Source organism: Acinetobacter apis (genome assembly GCF_900197575.1).
Taxonomy (GTDB): domain Bacteria; phylum Pseudomonadota; class Gammaproteobacteria; order Pseudomonadales; family Moraxellaceae; genus Acinetobacter; species Acinetobacter apis.
The window spans coordinates 607,863-626,902 of record NZ_FZLN01000001.1 but is presented as its reverse complement, the minus strand read 5'-3'; the positions used below and the strand labels follow the sequence as shown (position 1 = coordinate 626,902).

General features: G+C 37.0%; 19 protein-coding genes. 11 read left to right on the top strand and 8 right to left on the bottom strand.

Annotation, left to right across the window (positions count from 1 at the left end):
• Positions 1-19 precede the first annotated feature (19 nt).
• A complete protein-coding gene (locus CFY84_RS02865; RefSeq protein ID WP_088822687.1) occupies positions 20-1,015 on the bottom strand; it encodes a sulfate ABC transporter substrate-binding protein in 996 nt (331 codons plus the stop codon).
• Between the two features lie 273 nt (positions 1,016-1,288).
• Between CFY84_RS02865 and tauA the strand changes: the two genes are divergently transcribed.
• The 4 genes from tauA to tauD are packed head-to-tail and all read left to right on the top strand — an operon-like array spanning position 1,289 to position 4,812.
• Positions 1,289-2,323: a taurine ABC transporter substrate-binding protein gene (gene tauA, locus CFY84_RS02860; protein WP_088822686.1), complete on the top strand. Its 1,035-nt coding sequence runs from the start codon at positions 1,289-1,291 to the stop codon at positions 2,321-2,323.
• Positions 2,324-2,339: 16 nt separating this feature from the next.
• On the top strand, positions 2,340-3,137 hold the full coding sequence (locus CFY84_RS02855) for a taurine ABC transporter ATP-binding protein (protein ID WP_088822685.1): 798 nt from the start codon (positions 2,340-2,342) through the stop codon (positions 3,135-3,137).
• Positions 3,134-3,931, top strand: coding sequence for a taurine ABC transporter permease TauC (gene tauC / locus CFY84_RS02850; protein ID WP_088822684.1), 798 nt, complete (start codon positions 3,134-3,136; stop codon positions 3,929-3,931). The genes CFY84_RS02855 and tauC overlap by 4 nt, the downstream gene beginning before the upstream one ends.
• A 26-nt stretch (positions 3,932-3,957) precedes the next feature.
• Positions 3,958-4,812, top strand: a complete 855-nt coding sequence (tauD, locus tag CFY84_RS02845) for a taurine dioxygenase (RefSeq protein WP_088822683.1) — start codon at positions 3,958-3,960, stop codon at positions 4,810-4,812.
• A 5-nt stretch (positions 4,813-4,817) separates the two neighbouring features.
• Here the strand turns inward: tauD and CFY84_RS02840 are convergent, their stop codons facing one another.
• Positions 4,818-5,984: an aminotransferase class V-fold PLP-dependent enzyme gene (locus CFY84_RS02840; protein WP_088822682.1), complete on the bottom strand. Its 1,167-nt coding sequence runs from the start codon at positions 5,982-5,984 to the stop codon at positions 4,818-4,820.
• A 292-nt stretch (positions 5,985-6,276) separates the two neighbouring features.
• Here CFY84_RS02840 and CFY84_RS02835 point away from each other — a divergent pair, with 292 nt between their 5' ends.
• Positions 6,277-7,716 (top strand): SidA/IucD/PvdA family monooxygenase, encoded by a 1,440-nt coding sequence (locus tag CFY84_RS02835; RefSeq protein ID WP_088822681.1) that lies wholly within the window; start codon positions 6,277-6,279, stop codon positions 7,714-7,716.
• Here CFY84_RS02835 and CFY84_RS02830 read toward each other — a convergent pair whose 3' ends face one another.
• Positions 7,717-9,204: an MFS transporter gene (locus CFY84_RS02830; RefSeq protein WP_088822680.1), complete on the bottom strand. Its 1,488-nt coding sequence runs from the start codon at positions 9,202-9,204 to the stop codon at positions 7,717-7,719. It lies immediately after the preceding gene.
• A gap of 119 nt (positions 9,205-9,323) precedes the next feature.
• Between CFY84_RS02830 and CFY84_RS02825 the strand changes: the two genes are divergently transcribed.
• Positions 9,324-9,917: a TetR family transcriptional regulator gene (locus CFY84_RS02825; protein WP_088822679.1), complete on the top strand. Its 594-nt coding sequence runs from the start codon at positions 9,324-9,326 to the stop codon at positions 9,915-9,917.
• Positions 9,918-9,953: 36 nt separating this feature from the next.
• Positions 9,954-10,220 (top strand): TIGR03643 family protein, encoded by a 267-nt coding sequence (locus tag CFY84_RS02820; protein ID WP_088822678.1) that lies wholly within the window; start codon positions 9,954-9,956, stop codon positions 10,218-10,220.
• A gap of 53 nt (positions 10,221-10,273) precedes the next feature.
• Here the strand turns inward: CFY84_RS02820 and CFY84_RS02815 are convergent, their stop codons facing one another.
• The 5 genes from CFY84_RS02815 to CFY84_RS02795 all read right to left on the bottom strand — a co-directional run bounded on the left by CFY84_RS02815 (position 10,274) and on the right by CFY84_RS02795 (position 15,902).
• Positions 10,274-11,626 carry an HAD family hydrolase gene (locus CFY84_RS02815; protein ID WP_228149578.1) on the bottom strand — a complete coding sequence of 451 codons (1,353 nt, stop codon included), beginning with the start codon at positions 11,624-11,626 and terminating at the stop codon, positions 10,274-10,276.
• 53 nt (positions 11,627-11,679) lie between these two features.
• On the bottom strand, positions 11,680-12,573 hold the full coding sequence (locus tag CFY84_RS02810; protein WP_088822677.1) for an arginase family protein: 894 nt from the start codon (positions 12,571-12,573) through the stop codon (positions 11,680-11,682).
• Positions 12,574-12,575: 2 nt separating this feature from the next.
• The gene (locus tag CFY84_RS02805) at positions 12,576-13,637 is read right to left on the bottom strand and encodes a GNAT family N-acetyltransferase (RefSeq protein ID WP_088822676.1); all 1,062 of its coding nucleotides are present in this window, start codon (positions 13,635-13,637) and stop codon (positions 12,576-12,578) included.
• A 10-nt stretch (positions 13,638-13,647) separates the two neighbouring features.
• Positions 13,648-15,066, bottom strand: a complete 1,419-nt coding sequence (locus CFY84_RS02800; protein ID WP_088822675.1) for an aspartate aminotransferase family protein — start codon at positions 15,064-15,066, stop codon at positions 13,648-13,650.
• Between the two features lie 77 nt (positions 15,067-15,143).
• The gene (locus CFY84_RS02795; protein WP_088822674.1) at positions 15,144-15,902 is read right to left on the bottom strand and encodes a MipA/OmpV family protein; all 759 of its coding nucleotides are present in this window, start codon (positions 15,900-15,902) and stop codon (positions 15,144-15,146) included.
• 443 nt (positions 15,903-16,345) lie between these two features.
• On the opposite strand from CFY84_RS02795, the gene CFY84_RS02790 reads away from it, so the two are divergent.
• Genes CFY84_RS02790 through CFY84_RS02775 form a run of 4 tightly spaced genes read left to right on the top strand, consistent with a single transcriptional unit; the run spans position 16,346 to position 18,703 of the window.
• Positions 16,346-17,065, top strand: coding sequence for an MtnX-like HAD-IB family phosphatase (locus CFY84_RS02790; RefSeq protein ID WP_088822673.1), 720 nt, complete (start codon positions 16,346-16,348; stop codon positions 17,063-17,065).
• On the top strand, positions 17,062-17,949 hold the full coding sequence (locus tag CFY84_RS02785; RefSeq protein WP_088822672.1) for an alpha/beta hydrolase: 888 nt from the start codon (positions 17,062-17,064) through the stop codon (positions 17,947-17,949). The genes CFY84_RS02790 and CFY84_RS02785 overlap by 4 nt, the downstream gene beginning before the upstream one ends.
• Positions 17,946-18,305, top strand: coding sequence for an EamA family transporter (locus CFY84_RS02780; RefSeq protein WP_088822671.1), 360 nt, complete (start codon positions 17,946-17,948; stop codon positions 18,303-18,305). The genes CFY84_RS02785 and CFY84_RS02780 overlap by 4 nt, the downstream gene beginning before the upstream one ends.
• The gene (locus tag CFY84_RS02775) at positions 18,302-18,703 is read left to right on the top strand and encodes a DMT family transporter (protein ID WP_088822670.1); all 402 of its coding nucleotides are present in this window, start codon (positions 18,302-18,304) and stop codon (positions 18,701-18,703) included. Before CFY84_RS02780 ends, CFY84_RS02775 begins: the two co-directional genes overlap by 4 nt.
• Positions 18,704-19,040 lie beyond the last annotated feature (337 nt).

The window sequence follows — 19,040 nt, the reverse complement described above, 5'->3', positions numbered from 1 at the left end:
CTTAAATTAAATAATCAGCTTATTTTTTATAGATTTGATCGAAAACACCACCATTTGAGAAATGAATTTTTTGTGCATTTGCCCAACTACCAAATAACGAATCAATGGTAAAAAGCTCTAATTTAGGAAACTTACTCGCATACTTTTGTGCAACTACTGCATTACGTGGGCGGAAGTTGTATTCTGCTGCTAAGTTTTGTCCAATTGGCGAATATAAGAAATTTAAATAACCTGTTGCGATTAAACGGTTACCGTTTTGATCAACTGTTTTATCCACTAAAGCCACTGATGGTTCAGCTAAAATCGAAATAGATGGGTAAACAATTTCAAATTTATCTTTTGCCAAGTTTTTTTGTGCCAACAATGCTTCATTTTCCCATGTTAAAAGCACATCACCGATGCCACGCTCTGCAAATGTAGTTAATGCACCACGTGAACCTGAATCAAGCACTTTTACATTTTTATAAATACCTGACACTAAAGCGCGTGCTTGCGAATCATTACCACCAGGTTGTTTTAATGCATATCCCCAAGCTGCAAGATAAATCCAGCGTGGCGCACCACCGGTTTTTGGATTTGGTGTAATAATTTCAACACCAGGCTTGGTTAAGTCTTTCCAATCTTTAATTTGTTTTGGATTGCCTTTTTTTACAAGAAATACCACCGTAGAAGTATACGGTGCAGAATTATTTGGAAATTGTTTTTGCCAATCTTTACGGATATATCCTGCATTTGCAATTTCATCAACATCATTTGCAAGAGCCAAAGTCACTACATCGGCCTTTAAACCTGTTGCCACAGCACGGGCTTGTTTACCTGAACCACCATGTGATTGTTTAAAGTCAATACGTTGTCCTGTGCGGTCAAACCAATACTTTCCGAAGGCTTGATTATAATCTCGATAAAATTCACGTGTTGGGTCATAAGATACATTTAAAAAGCTTTTGGTTTCAGCCGCAAAAGTGCTTGTCACAACAAGTAAACCAAGTAAGCCTGCAAAAAATTGTTTTTTCATAAAGATCCCTAATTTTAATTTTCATCTTGTTTCATGAGTATAAATACAATAAAAAGAAAAGTATGCTATTTTTAATATCTTATTATATATATGATTATCATCAAACGATGTATATCTTAGGCTTAAATTGACTATGCTATATCTATAAAACGAATTAGTTTATACAAAATAACTAAATAATAATTTCTCATAAACTTGCATCATTTTATTATTTTAATCCTGTGTTTCACAAACATACCATATGAAATATATTCATAAGCCGGTGTTTATTTGATGCGTAAACAGTATAAAAAACCTCTTCTCATTACCGCTGTTGTTGTGTTGGCATTGGTTGGATTTTTATTTTATCAAAATCAATCTACAACAGAAGGTCAAACACAAGCCAATACAAAAGGTAAAGCAGATACCTCTGTGGTTATTGCTTATCAGACAGGTGTTGATCCAAGCAAAGTTGCCCAAGCACACGGCACGTATTCACAAGATACAGATCTTCATATTGAGTGGAAAAAATTTGATACAGGCTCAGATGTTGTGAATGCGCTTGCATCAGGTGATGTTGCTATTGGTAATATTGGTTCAAGCCCATTTGCAGCAGCAACAAGTCGTGGCGTACCCATTGAAGCATTTTTGATTACCTCTAAACTTGGTGGATCAGAAGCTTTGGTGGTAAACAATAAAGCAGGTATTCAAAGTCCAAAAGACTTAATTGGTAAAACCATTGCTGTACCATTTGTTTCAACCACACATTACAGTTTGTTATCAGCATTAAAACATTGGAATATTGCTGAAAGTCAGGTCAAGATTATTAATCTTCGTCCACCTGAAATTGTTGCAGCATGGAATCGTGGTGATATTGATGCTGCTTATGTTTGGGATCCTGCACTCAGCCAAATTAAACATTCAGGCAAAGTATTAACTGACTCTACCGAAGTCGGCAATTGGGGTTCACCAACATATGACTTGTGGGTAGTACGCCAAGACTTTGCAAAAGCACACCCTGAATTCTTGAAAAACTTTGTAAATAAGACATTAGAGCAATTAGAAAAATATAACCAAGATCCAAAAGCATTTTTGGCTAATGAAAAAAATATTACAGACATTTCAGGTTTAACAGGTTCAGATGCTAAGGACATTCCTTTGCTTTTAGCAGGTAATACTTATTTGAATCGTGCACAACAAATTGAAACCTTATCTCAAGTTTTTGGAAAAAATATTGCAGATACAGCAAACTTTTTGAAAACACAAGGCAAGGTCGATCAGGTTAAGCCGGATTATCAAGAGAACATCAACACTCGCTTTTTGAAATAAACCGTTTGGATACAGCATGACGACATTACGTGTAGAACATATTCAACATACTTTCGCAAATCAGTCGGTTGCAACGCTTGAAGATATTAATCTCACGTTAGAACCTGGCACAATTACTGTGGTATTGGGTGAATCTGGTTGTGGTAAAACCACTTTACTGAATATTTTGGCAGGCTTTCAACAGCCTGATGCAGGGCAAGTGACATTGGGTGAACGTGTCATTCGAGCACCTGATGCGAGTCGTGCTGTCGTCTTTCAAGATCATGCATTGTTGCCTTGGTTAAATGTTAAAGAAAACGTCGCATTTTCGCTCCGTTTACAAGATCAAGATGAAAGCATTATTGAAGATAAAGTAAGCAATATTTTATCTATTGTTGGTTTAGACCATGTAGCAGATGCCAATATTTGGGAGCTGTCAGGCGGGATGAAACAGCGTGTTGGCATTGCACGAGCATTAGTGAGCTCAGCTGAATTTATTTTGCTAGATGAGCCTTTTGCTGCATTAGATGCCTTTACACGTGAAGCCATGCAAAAACTGGTATTAGATCTATGGATTCATGAAAGAAAAAGTTTTTTTCTGATTACACATGATATTGAAGAAGCTTTATTACTCAGCCAACAGTTGGTAATTATGCAAGCTCAACCTGGACGTATTCAAGAAATTAAAACACTCGATTTTTCGACACGTTATCAGCAAGGTGAATCCATACGCCAAATTAAATCTGACGCAGCATTTATTCAATTGCGCGAACAACTATTTGAACATTTGAGTGAATATACTTCACAACAAACTGAGCGTGGAGATCCCACATGACACGCCAAAAAGATCGTTTTTTCAAAGATTACCAAGGAACATTATTAAGTCTCAGTAGTGTTTTAACCTTACTGATCGTTTGGTTTTTGGTGACATATTTTCAATTAATTTCACCTTTGTTTTTACCTAGCCCACAAGCCGTATGGCAAAAGTTCATACAAGTCAGCCAACAAGGTTTTATGAAGGCAACACTATGGCAGCATTTGGCTTCAAGTATCACGCGTGTGCTTACAGCCTTAATCGCAGCTATTGTCATTGGTGTGCCACTTGGCTTATGGATGGGGCTCAATAAGTGGGTGAGTGCTGTGATGGACCCTTTAATTGAACTATCACGTCCTATTCCACCACTCGCTTATTTACCATTACTTGTGATTTGGTTTGGTATTGGCGAAACCACAAAGATTTTATTAATTTTCTTTTCAATTTTAGCACCTATTGTCATAAGCAGCACGCATGGGGTACTGAGTCATCAAATTAATCGTGAACGTGCAGCGCTCTCATTAGGAGCAAGCCGTAAACAAGTATTCTTTCATGTCATTTTACCAACCGCTTTACCACATATTATTACAGGTATTCGAATTGGTTTAGGTGTTGGTTGGTCGACGCTTGTGGCCGCAGAATTGGTTGCAGCAGACCGAGGCATTGGTTTTATGGTGCAATCTGCAGCACAATTTTTAATTACAGATACTGTTATTTTAGGCATTATTGTGATTGCTTTAGTCGCAGTCGGTTTTGAAGTGTTTTTACGGTGGTTGCAACATCAATTATCGCCATGGTATGGCAAGCAACTTTAATTAAACATGAATTAAATAGGTGAATTATGCGTTTAACGATTGAAAAAATTAAGCCGGCCATCGGTGCGATCATTCAAGATATAGATCTAAATCAAATTGATGAGCTGCAAACCAAAGCCATTCATCAAGCATTGCTTGATCATCATGTGATCTTTTTTCGCAACCAAGTTTTAACACCTCAGGCACAGGCGGCACTCGCACATACCTTTGGAGAGTTACATATTCATCCAATTTATCCGCATTTTGATGATGTACCTGAAGTCTTAATTTTAGATAGCCTCAAGCAAGATTTAAGAGATAATGAACTCTGGCATACTGATGTGACATTTAGTAAAACACCTCCACTAGGTTGTGTTCTACAAGCGATTAAAATTCCTGCTATAGGCGGAGATACATTGTGGTCTTCAGGCGTAGGGGCATTTAAAACATTAGCTAAAGAAATTCAACAAAAAATCTTAGGATTAACAGCAACACATGATATTCGACAATCTTTTCCGCTTGAACGTTATGCAACAACGGATGAAGACCGCGCCAAACTAGAACAAGTGTTTGCAAAAAATCCGCCTGTGACACATCCTGTGGTTCGTACTCATCCAGATACAGGCGAACATGTGCTTTTTGTCAGTGAAGGATTTACCACAAAAATTAATGAGCTTGATGCACAAGAAAGCCAAGAACTACTAGCATTCTTATTTGAACATGCAACACAAGAATCCCTTCATTTGCGTTGGCAGTGGCAAGAAGGCGATATTGCCATTTGGGACAACCGTTGCACACAACACAAAGCGCTTTTTGATTACGGCGATGCGCATCGTATTATGCATAGAGCAACAGTATTAGGGGATGTACCTTTTTATCAACCTCAAAATGCGACACATTAAACGGGTTATGCAAAGCTAACAAAACGTGTTGATTGATATACTTGTTCAATGTGATTGATCAGCACGTCTATATCTTGCTCAGTGGTATATTTACCAAAACTAAAGCGAACCGAGTTTCGTGCAAGCACTTCATTTCGTCCTAATCCCAATAATACATGTGAAGCACTGCTAAGGCGTGAGTTACATGCAGACCCGCTAGACACAGCAGCAAAGGTTTTAATCGCATTGATAAAAATAAATGCATCATCACTTAAAAAAGACACATTTAAATAATTGGCAACACGTTGTGTTGGATCGCCATTTAACACAATTTCAGTCAGATCAGACAGGGCATGATACAGCTTATCTTGTAGCTTTTGGATACGAAGCTGTTCTTCATGAATGCCATCAGCTGCAATTCTAAATGCTTCACCCATGCCGACAATTTGGTGAGTTGCAAGCGTACCTGAACGACAACCTTGCTCATGACCGCCACCATGAATCTGCGGTTCAATGTCAAACTCTTTCTGACGGTTGACATATAACGCACCAATGCCTTTTGGACCATACACTTTATGTGCTGATAAACTTAATAAATCCACTCCAAGTGTATTGACATCAATTGGAAACTTTCCGGCTGCTTGAGCGGCATCAACATGTAAAAATAAATCATGCGTTTTAGCGATTTGACCAATTTCTTGAATGTCTGTGATGGTGCCAATTTCATTATTGACCATCATTAAAGAAATAAGAAGAGTGTCTGGGCGGATGGCGTCTAATACAGCCTGAGGAGAAATGATACCTGTATTTTTTTCAGGTTTTAAATAAGTAACTTCGAATCCTAAACTTTCTAACTTACAACAACTGTCTAAAATAGCTTTATGTTCAATTTGACTGGTAATAATATGCTTTCCCCGACACGAATAACGTTCGGCAATACCTTTCAAAGCTAAATTATTTGATTCTGTAGCACCTGAAGTCCACACAATTTCATCTGCACTTGCACCAATTAAGGCGGCAACATTGGCTCTTGCTTCTTCAATTTTGTCTTTAGCACAACTACCAAAACAATGACTATTCGATGCTGGATTGCCAAAAAGGCCATCAAACGACAAACATTTTGCCATTTCATCGATAATTTCAGGATATACCGGTGTAGTTGCAGCATAATCTAAATAAATTTGCTGTTTCATGACCTTAACTCTCCAAATGAATTTTTTAGATTTATATATAATAAAAATTGCTAACTGTTAAGATTATCTGTCATCTTAAAATAGATCAACTCAAATAAAATAAAACAATGACGGTAATTTAGTTTTACTTATAAAACATAATCGGAAAATTTAAAATAAATAAAAGGAGATATGCAAATGAAGAAAAATTATAAATTTCATTTAAATAGCGCAATATAATTGAATTTTGTAATAAAACGCTTTATAACAACGTCCAAAATATACTTTATTATCAAACGTAATTGAAGATTTTATGTATCCACAAAAAAGTTTAGATGAACTAGAACAACAAATTAAAATTGATTTCGAAAATTTAAATATTCCGCCCAAATCATGGATCATTTCAGACAATCAAGCGGAAAAAAACGAGGTCGATGTTGCAATCATTGGTGCAGGAATGTCTGCACTTGCTTTGGCACTTGCATTATTATCACAGGGTATTCGCTGCGTATTATTTGAAAAAGAAAAAGACGGACAAGAAGGACCTTGGGTCAAACCTGCATTGATGCAAACTCTACGTTCGCCTAAAAATATAGTTGGTCCTGCACTTCAATTTCCATCTTTAACTTTTCAAGCATGGTTTAAAGCTCAATTTGGGCAAGAGGCATGGGAACAGCTTGATAAAATACCGCGTTTGCAATGGCATACGTATTTGCAATGGTTTAAAAAAGTAACCCAACCTCATATTCTGTATGAACATGAATTGATAGAGCTTGAAGTTAACAGCGCGCATACTCAGCTAACATTTTCACACCAAGGCGAAGTCATTCAATATCAAGCCTCTCATACTGTGCTTGCCATGGGAATTGATAGTTTAAGTCAGCCGAATATCCCAAGTTTTATGCAGGGCATAAATACACGCTTTTGGGAGCATTCTTATGCTGGATCGGATTACCAACGCTTTAAAGGTCTTGACCTTGCCGTGATTGGATATAGTGCAAGCGCAATGGACAGTACAGCCACTGCACTTGAGTTAGGTGCACGTCAAGTTGAAGTATTGTGTCGTTGTAAAGATTTTCCACGTGTCAATCGAGGCAAAGTTGCGGCAAACCCTGGTTATCTTGCCTCTTATAGTGAGTGGTCTGATGCACAGAAATGGCAATTTCATCGTTATTTAAAACATGCAAAAACACCTGCACCTTATGGCAGTACACTTCGTGTTTCTAAACATCAAAATGCCTTTTTTAACTTTGATCAGCACATTGCACATGTTGAAGAACATCAAAATAAATTACATATCTATACCCAAGATCACTGCTTTGTCGTGGACTATTTAATTTTAGCCACAGGATATACATTAGATTGGTCAAAATATACATGGCTTAAACAACTTGAATCATCCATTGCAAAATGGAAGGACATGTATACAGCACCTGTTCATGAACAAGATAACTATATGGCAGACCAACCTTATTTATCAGCAAGTTTTGAGCTACAGAGTAAACACTCAAAATTAAATTTAAGCCAAATATATTGTTTTAATTACAGTGCTTCATTAAGCCAAGGCGCACAGGTCGGGATGATTGGCGGGTTAAATTATGGTGCACAAACTTTAGCGACAGCGATTGCGAAAAAAATGTATATGGCATCATTTGACCGACAAATTGATGCCGTTAAACGCAGCGAAGATTATGAGTTAACAGGACGAGAGTGGAACGAGGCAGCGCCTTATTCCACACGATCTAAACAGTAATTAATGAGAGACTTGCTGTTTTAAATGTCTTAAACGAAGATAGACAAAAGCAGCAAGGAAAAAGAAAGCACCACCTGCAACATACAACACTTGTCGGTGTGCAACAGAAAAAGATTGCTCTGCTGCAGTAACAAGCTGCTTGGCCATCTCTTTGTCTGTCAGATCTGATGCTGTTTTGATTGTTTCAGCTAAACTGTGTTGAATGCCGACATGATCAATAACCGCCTGAGGCACAATTAAAGATTGGGTATAAAAGTAAGACAGCATTAAACCAAATAAGGTAATCCCCAAGCCTGCACCAAGTTCATAAGCCATACCTTCTACTGCACCTGCTGAAGTGGCTTTCTCTGATGGGGTAGACGACATAATGGCAGCTGTCGAGGAAAGTAGGGCAATCTCAATACTAATTCCCATCAGCACCATCCAAACCCATGCCCAATTGCTTTGTTCTGCAAAATTAATTTGTGCAAGTCCCATAAAGCTGGTTGCACACATCAACATACCAACAGAAGCCAAATAATGTAATGGGTATTTGTTCATTAACCAACTGGCAAATGGTCCACCTACACTAATTGCAATCATAAACGGTAAGATAAAAAGTCCTGCTTCTAACGGCGTATAATGATGAATCAGCTGTAACTCTTGAGACAATAACAATTCAAAACCAACCAACGCCATCATGGACACCACAGCCATAATAATACTGGTAGACACAATTCGATTCGCAAATAAACTCAGATCAACCATTGGATTGTCGGTACTTTTTTGCATACGAATGAAATAAATTAATCCAATGACCCCTGCAATAAACAAGCTCAAGATTTTCCAATCAAGTACATAAAATGATGTTTTTAATGCATAAATCAGCATTAAAATTGAAGAAATTAAAATCAATGCTTGTTGTAAATGTAGTCTTTGCTGTGCATTGACTTGTTGTACTGGAACAAATTTTTGAATTAAAACCATCACAACCAAAGTGATTGGCACATTAATGAGGAAAATCATTCCCCAATGGAAATGTTCTAAAATAAAGCCGCCAAGCAGTGGACCGACTGCAGCGCCACCACCGCCAATGGTACTCCATATGCCTAAAGCGTAATTACGTTCTTTGTCATCAGTGAATGTATGTCGGATGCCTGCCAATGTTGCTGGTAAAATAATGGACGCACCTAAACCAAGTAATGCACGAGCTGTAATGAGCATATAGGCTGAGTTTGACAATGCAGCAAGTAAAGAGGCAAAAGAAAAAATGACGGTACCCAATAACATTAATCGCTTAAACCCAATTCGGTCACCTAAAGCACCCATGGGTAAAATTAAGCCTGCCATAATTAAGGAGTAAATGTCTAATACCCATAAAAGCTGATTATTACTTAAATTCAGTGCTTCACTGAGTGTGGGAATAGCAATATAAAGCACTGTTGCATCAATTGTAACGGGTAAATAAATGAGAATAATGATTATAAGAATAATATATTTGCGACGCATAAGAGCACCTAAACCAAAGCTAAGACATATTTATTTTCTATAGATTATATTTGAACTTGAACACTTGTCCAACTTTAAATTATAGTAAGAAAGTAACCTAGTGATTGAGCTGATAAAAGATGAGTTATTTAAGTAAGGCTGAACGGCGTAACATGATTCTGCATGTCGCAAAAACCTTTGTACTCCAAAATGGGCTACAAGCCATGACTGTAAGACGCATCGCAGAAGAAGCCAATATTTCCGTGGGGCAAGTACACCATCATTTTAAGTCAGCATCGCATTTAAAAGCTGAAGCATTTATCGTGTTAATGGAAGAATTAAATATTCATGCACAAGCGCTTGATGAGCATGATTGGTATCAGAAAATAGAAATCTTGTTAGGTTGTCACAATATCCAACAAACACAGCCCTATTTAAAATTATGGAGTGAAGCTGAAGTTTTACTTAGCAAAGATGCTGAAATTAAAAGGGCATATAATTTTACTATGCAAGATTGGCATGCCACAGTATTTAACATGATCACGTTAGGGCTTGAACAAGAGATGTACCGTATTCATGCAAATACGACAGCAAAAGACATTGCATGGCGTTTAATTGCAATGGTTTGTGGTTTTGAGGGGATGTTTAAGCTTGAGCTTGCAGACTTAGATACTTTGAGCTTTGACCGTCATATTAGATATATGATTGAAACAGAACTCTTTCGCCCTATATGATAAATTAAATCTCACATACACTTACGAGGTCATTCTATGGCAACAGCACAGAATCATTTATCGGTTGATGACGTTTCTCGTATAATAGAAATGGCATGGGAAGACCGTACACCGTTTGAAGCAATTGAGATCCAATTTGGATTATCTGAACCAGCAACAATTCAGCTGATGCGTTCAGAACTCAAAGCCAGCAGCTTTAAATTATGGCGTAAACGCGTGACAAGCAGAAAAAGTAAACATTTGAAATTACGTTCGCCTGATATTTCAAGAGCATATTGTTCACGCCAATATAAACCATCATGAATATAATCATGACTGCAGATCTAGGACGAGATCTGCAGTCATTTGTTATTAAGTTATTTTAATGCTTTAGCCGTAGATGAGCCATAAGCAATACTTTTATTCGATGGTATGAATTGACCGGTATTGGCATCGCGACCTTGCAATAAATATTTGGCATCCTGTTGACCATAAGTCTCTACTGCTAACTTGGAAAATCGACCAATGTCTGTATTTGGTTTTCTCAAACGATTAATAATCAATACTTTCTCAGTGTCTTTAAAGTCTTGCATCATATTTTGATCACCCTCACTGTCACCGGCAATAAATATGGGGCCATAGTGATATTTACTCACTAAAAACTGATTAATCATTTTGCTTTTACCAACGCCTTGTGTTTGAGCATATCCTTTTCTAAATTCAGGCAATATACGACCTTCATGGTCTCTTTCTAATTCCATTGCAAGCACATTTTCTGCATTAACGGCAAAACCAATGTCAGGATTCGATACCATTTCTTTGACTACATCAATAAATGAGGCTGAGCAGACATACACCATAATTCCATTATTTTGCAAAGTCGCAAAAAGATTTTTCATTTCTTGATAAGGACGAAGCCCATTGTCCCAAGTCACGCTCACCACACCTGCTTGACCTGGTAATGACTGCGGGGACGTCCATGTAACAGGACCAATGTTTTGCTGTTGTTGCCAATCAAAAGTATGTTTAACCATGCTTCTAACTTCAGGTGCTGTAAACCCTGTAAACAAATAAGTAACCCAAGGGTAGGAGACATCATGGTCAAAGGTATCACCAATTGCAGCATATAAATAACGCATTTTGGTGATGAAATTTTGATAATGATGATTTTTTTGTACAGACGAAAGCGATTGCTTACCCTTTAAACCTGCATAATTGTGATAAAGCCAGCGATAACTTTCAATAATATCGGGTGCAATTTTTTCAATATTGACAGGCTGTCCCGCAGCATTATGATAACTTTCAACAAAATTTTGAGCACTGATGTTTTTGCGAATAATTTGATTGAGTTGTTCAGGTGTGACTTTAAATTTTAAATTTTCTAATTGATAAATCAAAGTTGCTTCTTCAATATCTAAAAACACTGAAGTGTTGTCAAAGTCTGCCACAATATATGCTGGCGCTGCAGGGTTATAGTGTGGATTATGTTTGCCATATTTTAATATCAACGCATTGATTTGCTCACGATTAAAATTATCCCAATGGCCACGTTCTAGTAACTGAACATTTGTATTAATAGCAGCAGGTTCTATAGTATTGGATCTGTTAATGGCTGAATGTATTTCTTGAACGGGTTGAGCAGCGGTGTAAAAAGAAAAAGAGATGGTAAGGGCCGTAAGGATGAAGCGTTTAGGCAGATTAAATAGTGTTTTATCCATATAGTTTTTCATTTTTAATTCCTTGTATAACAACAAAATTTAAATACTGATTATCTATGAGTAAATTAAATGTGCCATGACTGATTAATTGCATCCATTAAACGTAAATTCAATTCTGCTTGGTCTTTTTGCCATTGCATGATTTCAGCTTGAGAAGGCTCTTGTTGACCATCTGCAGCTGCCAAGACACGTTTAAAGCGACTTTTATATTTAAAAATAGAAACATCACCAGTAATATCTGCTGCAACTAGTCGACCTTTGCAGGCTTGAATTAGCTGATGCAAATGAATTTCTAAAAACTGTCCTTGATCCCAATTCGTTTTGACGACTTCACTTGACAATACGTCTTTATCAATAGACAGATATATTGGTTGCTCAGATGTCTGCACTTGAGAAAGAAATGCTGTGATGAGCTCATCAGGATGTTGAAAGTCATGCCACGCATTTTTTGCACCAATAAAGCGTGTCCATGAGGCATTTTGTTGTAAGCTCCAATAGTGTAGCTTGTGCTTATAAAGTGGTGACCAATGGTTTTCCCAAGCATGTGCCCAGCCGATGTCGCTTGAATGAATACCAATCACATCAATTCTTGCCACATGAGGCAGTTGACTTGCCCAATATACCCATGAGCCACAGTGGATGCCAAATGGATAGCGCATATTGTCTGGATGGTTATCGCAGACAATCAAATGAATCGGCTCTTGTGTGTTTGAGAGTCTTTCTAATAATAATTGGCTGAGATGATGATAATCACCACTACCAAGCAGTACACAGCCTAAATTTTGAGGTAGGTTTTGTTGGTTTATATACTGCTGTAATTCAGCAAACTGTTGGTGTTTACATCCAAAGCGAATTTTTTCTTGCCATGATGTTAAGTTAACACAAAAGGCATCATTGAACTGTCCAGCAGAGTGGTCAAAATTCAATATCAAAGGGCGTTTGGTCTGATTTAAATCCATGATTAAGCATCCTGCTTTTCATGCCATTGATGATCTGATTCAAATAATGGACGTAGTTTTTTTAAAATAAAACGTAGAAATGGCGAATGTATCCATACCAAATGCCGTGTAAAGGTAAATTGAGCTCCAAGCTGTGCTTTAACTTCGGGATCTGTCCATCCAGCAATATAAAATTTTAACTTGTGATTTAAAGCATAATCTAAATTGACAAACCAACTGACAAAATAAAGGTTATAGTCTGTGGCAAGTGGGTATTTGAAGCCAATGTATTTGTCGACAAGATTGTCTTTATAGGTATAACAAATGTTATAACCTGCAAGCTCACTGCCTACCCAATATAAAAATACAATACCTTGGCTTGATGCATCTTGCAAAATCTGTGTAAAAAAATCAGCGCTGAGCAAATCAAAATGTATTTCACTTTGATGATACACAGCCAAATATAGCTGATATAAGTGTGATGTAAAATGTGCATCATCAAACTGTGGATCGCCAGTCGATAAACGTTCAATTCGAAGCTCCGTTAAGCTTTTGAGTTTACGTTTAAGATTTTTTCGGCGGCTTTTAGACAGTCTTGATAAGTATTCTTCACGGCTACTGAAATTAATTGGGACATAAGCCAAAGCTTGTCCTTCAACAGATAAAAAACCATTGTTTTCTGCAGTTTGAATAAAATGCTGACTGTACTGATTTTCAGATTGACTCAACAACGGCGAATCAAGGGGTAAATCCTTAATAATACCTAATTTAATTTGGTCATTATTTTTTAAAAATTGCGTCATTGACTCAATATTACAGTGTTGTGGTAGCACGCTATATTCAGTCACTGTGGTGCCAATAAAACAGGTTTTAAGGTGAAGTAACTTTCCCCATGTTTTATAACCGGGAAAAGCACGTACTTTTTTGAGTGCATCAGTTTCTAAGGTGGTGAGCAAATCAAACTGAGTATAGAAGTAGGGCACGAAATCAGCAGGTGAGTGCACATCAAAACCAGATGGTGGATGCTTTAAAAAAGCATCCACCACAGCCTGCGGCTCCAACTGATTGAGGTTGGCGTTATTCATAAACGAACTTTTAAAGCTCTCGTTTTGCACGATTTAAAAGCTGTTCAAGTAAGACCATTGCTTGTTCTATTTCAGAACGTGAAATTTCAAGCGATGGTGCAAATGTGATGACGTTTTTGTAATAACCACCTACGTCCAACACTAAACCACACTGTTGACCTTGATATTCAAGTGTACCAGATAAGCCAATATCTACCATCTTATCTAAAAGTTCTTTATTCGGTGTAAATCCATCAGCTTGACAAATTTCAGCACGTAATGCTAAGCCTAGACCGTCTACATCACCAATTTCAGGATGGCGAGATTGTAAATCTTTTAATCCCTCTAAGAAGTATGCACCGCTATCCATCACTTGTTTTTCATAATCTTTTTCAGCCAACATGGTCATGAGCTCAAGACCAACAGCTGTACCAAGTGGGTTGGATGCAAACGTTGAATGCGTAGAACCAACAGGGAATGTTTGTGGGTTAATCATTTCTTCTTTTGCCCATATACCTGCCAAAGGATTCAATCCGTTGGTTAATGCTTTACCGAACGCAACCACATCAGGTGTAATGTCAAAATGTTCAAATGACCATAATTTACCTGTACGGTAAAAGCCCATTTGAATTTCATCAACAACCAACAAAATGCCATGATCATCTAAAACTTTTTTCAAGCCTTTGTAAAAGTTTTTCGGTGGAATGACATAACCACCTGTACCTTGGATGGTTTCAACATAAAACGCTGCAAATTCGCTTTCACGGACTTTAGGATCCCATACACCGTGATACTCATTTTCGAAGAGACGAGCAAATTCAGCAATCAATTTGTCTGCATACTCTTCTGGTGTCATGCCTTTAGGGCGGCGAAATGGGTATGGGAAAGGAATAAACTGAGCTCTTTCACCAAAATGACCATAACGACGGCGATAACGATAGCTTGATGTAATTGATGATGCACCTAAGGTACGACCATGGTAGCCACCTTCAAAAGCAAACATACGGCTTTTACCATGACAGAAATTACGTACAAGTTTTAATGAATCTTCGATGGCTTGTGAACCGCCAACATTATAGTGAACACGTCCTTGTACACCAGTTTTTTTCAGAATATCTTCTGCAATGACTTTACTTAGCTCAATTTTTGTAGGGTGCAAGTATTGGCTAGCAATTTGAGGCAGTGTTTGAATTTGCTGAATTAAAGCTTGATCTAAACGTGGATTTTTATAGCCAAAATTTACAGCTGAATACCACATTTGCAAATCTAAGTAAGGAATATTCTGATCATCAAAAATATAGCTGCCTTGACAGTCAGTAAATATTTTTGGTGGGTTCACATAGTGTACTGTATCACCATGCGAACAATATTTTGCTTCATCTGCTAAAAGTTGTGCTTCATCAAGTGGGGTAGAGGATTGCTTATGCTTAAATTGATTGGCGTTTGTCATCCGTGTTTCCTTTCAGGTTGGCATTTTTCCGTATGTATCATCGAGATACAGAAGCCGAGTTAGTTAAATAAATCTGTTTAAAAATTGAAATTAACCCCAAAAGAGGGTGTAATTTCTGAATGTTTTTTCGCCATAGGGCTCTTAAACTGTTCATGTGAAAGATAATTAAATTCTAATGAGCTAAAAACACTCCAATGCTTTGATACATCATAATTCACTGCAATGCTTGCAAAAGGCGCGATACTTTGACGAGGTTCATACGCTAAAACGCCGCTTCGCTTCGCTTCAGTTTCGCTCACACCAAAGTAATATCGGTTATATTTTGCATTGTTCCATTGCAATCCAAACTCAGGATAAAAAGACCACTTTCCTTGCTCTACAGCTGCTAAATAAGAAGCTCGAGCAATTGTTCCTTGACTTCGAGACAGCATATCTGTGGCCAATTGCACTTTGAATCCACCGATGGGTGTAATTCTCATGTAACTTGCGCCTGCCAAAATTGACCAACGTCGTTGATCAAGTAAATACAATGCTCCACTTGGATCAAATGAGTTGCTGTCATATAAAATATTTAAGCGGAACTGATGGTGTTCATTCTTAAACAAATATACGCCGGCATCATCACCTTCAACGTAGAGTGTATTGTTGTCATAAAACACAACAGGCAATACATTATGATAGATGCTGCGCCCTTTATAGGCTTGCCAATTAAGTGAATAATTTAATCCAATCGTTAAATCAGGTGTTATATTATCCTCAGCATAAGCTGAAGAATAAATATAAGGGCTAGTTAATACAAAAGATGCTAAAATCATTTTTTTAAATGAATTCAACATATTAATCTTTACATATATAAATAAACAAAGAATATATAAACCTGTACTGCTCATCTATATTTAAATTTAAATTAAAACTCTTAGCAAAACCTTAATGTATGGTTAAATTTAAATTAAAATTGTATTTTTTTTGTGAATCATGTCACTTTATATGTTTTTATAATTTGTTATATAAAACATTGATTTAAATTTAATAATTGTCCGAAAGTATAATTTCATCTCATTTTTAATGGTTGAATCTGTAACTTGAGTCTATTTTAATGACACTAAATAACATTTTACTCGTAATTTAAATACAAGGTTTTTGGATTAAATTGCGGACAATTCAACATTTAGGACATAGGGTGCATTTATAAACTATATTTTTTTATTATAGTAAATTAAGCGTGCATTCAGAGATTAATTTTACAAATGGATTTTAAATTATCCTCGTGAGGCCCATTATGTTATTGGTCAATTCGCATTATGTTTCAGACTACATTATTCCTTATCAAATCTTATGTGATTTTGATGGAACAATTAGTTTAAAAGATACGACTGATTATTTATTACAAGCTTTTGCTCATCCAAGTTGGGAGGATATAGAAGCACAATGGGCTAGAGGAGAAATCAACTCAAAAGTCTGTATGCAAAAGCAAATTGGCTTATTAGATGTGTCACGTGATGAGTTACACCATTGCTTAGATCACATTGAAATTGACTTAGGATTTATCGAGTTAGTTCAAATTGCAGCAGCGCACCACATTCCTTTAATTGTGGTTAGCGATGGTTTGGATTATGTCATTCGCTACATCTTAAAAAGATATCAACTTGATCACCTTCCAATTATTGCCAATCATTTATCGCAAGTCGGTGAGCGAACATGGCAATTAGAATTTCCGAACGCAAGCAGCCGTTGTGTCAGCCAAAGTGGAACATGTAAATGTAATGTTGCGCAACAAAATCAAGGTAAACAATCGATTTTGATTGGTGATGGTCGATCAGATTTTTGTTTAGCAGCACATGCGGATTATGTGTTTGCCAAGAAATCATTGATTGAGCATTGCAAAACCCACCACATTAGACATACGACATTTAACCGTTTTGAAGAAATTTACCACCCTTTAACCAAATTGCTGAACAGTGACTTGGGACAAGATAACCCAATGATGGTGACAATATGATACATGATCATTCATTCTTTTTACCTGGCAACCGTACAGGCATTTTACTAATTCATGGTTTAACTGGCACACCCAATGAAATGAGAGGCATTGCAAGACGTTTTCATCAAGCAGGCTATAGTGTTTATGGTGTTCAATTGGCAGGACATTGTGGTCAAGTTGAAGACCTTGTAAACAGTCGTTGGCAAGATTGGTTTGAAAGCGTAAAACAAGCAGCAGATACCTTAAAAGCGCAAACAGATGAAATTTATGTTGCGGGTTTATCTATGGGTGCATTGTTGGCATTAAAATATGCTTCGACTTATCCTGTTGCAGGTGTGATCGCCTATAGCCCAACATTCCAATACGATGGCTGGAGTATTCCACGCTGGTCAAAAGTGCTTGCACCGATATTATTACCAAGTGTGCATTATTTAAATATTTTTAAAAGTAAGACTTTTGATGAAGCAGAGCCTTATGGCATAAAAAATAAAGCATTACGTGCTCGAATTGCACATTCAATGCAAAATTGTGATAGCTCAGAAGCAGGATTACCGGGAAATCCTTGGCATTCATTGTATCAGCTTCAATGCCTATCTCGTGATGTCAGAAAAAATCTATCAAAAATCCATTCACCTTGTCTGTTATTACATGCTTATGATGATGATATTTCACACCGTAAAAACAGCCAATTGGTTTATGACAGTGTCAGTGGTGTCAAGCGTATGGTATTGCTGCATAACAGCTATCATATGATTACCATTGACAATGATCGAGAGCAAGTTATTGATGAATCAATAGACTTTATTCAGCAGTATCAAAGAAAAGATACCTCTTTATCAGGCTATACAATTCCGCCACATGCACACTCATTGGGTCAAATGAAAGCGGATGTATTACAATGAATGCAGTGGTATTTAGTGTATGGATGCTGACTATTATCATTGATACAGTCGGGCAGTTGGCTTTTAAAGCGGCTGCATTTGAAAGCAAAAGCAATAATGGTTTAGCACATTGGAAGTTTATGCTGAAACGACCATGGCTATGGGTTGGGATCATTTGCTACATTTTTGAATTTGTCTCTTGGCTGGCTTTTTTATCATTGGTTCCTCTTTCAATCGGTGTCATGTTAGGCTGCATCAATATCGTTGTCATTATGCTCGCGGGCAGATTATTTTTTAATGAAAAGTTAACTAAAAATCGAATTGTTGGCGTCATATTAATTGGGCTTGGCGTAAGTATTGTGGGTGGTGGAATATGAGCAGATTCTATCTGATTGGTTTTATCATGCTCATGTTGTTTGATACGTTGGCACAAGTGAGTTTTAAAATGGCATCTATTTATGCCATGCCTTTAAGTTTTGATGTCACATGGCTTATTCGTGTTTTTAGTCATCCATGGATTTATGGCGCATTAATTGGCTATTTGGGCGCATTTTTGATTTGGATGAATTTATTAAAGCATGCACCGATTGGGCCTGCCTTTGCAGCTTCTCATTTAGAACTCGTATGTGTAATGTTCTTATCAATTTGGCTGTTTGATGAGCCGCTGACAATGACCAAAGTACTTGGTGCGATTCTTATTTTGGCAGGGGTTTGCTTTTTAGCCAAAGATGAAGAGGGCGACCAAGAACATGAAGCGGTTAAAATAAAGTCTTAATTTAATCTATATGGGCTTTCAGTATGCTGATCATCAACTGAAGCCCTATCAAAAAAGTTATTTATGTTGATCATCCAAACAAATAACGCATATCATCGGTAAAACAAATCCTACTCATCAATTTAAACAATACTAATATATAAAAACTCTAGATTGCCCCATGATAATATTCAAAATCTATTTAAGTTTTTGATTTTTTTACTTAAATAAATAAGTTGTAAATGTGTTAAGCGACTCATTTTTGAAGAATACCGCTCATCTTTATATGTTTTTTATTTTTTTCGTATCGCTTGATATGTTGTTCACAACAGGGGTAATAACAATAAATTTAATTGAA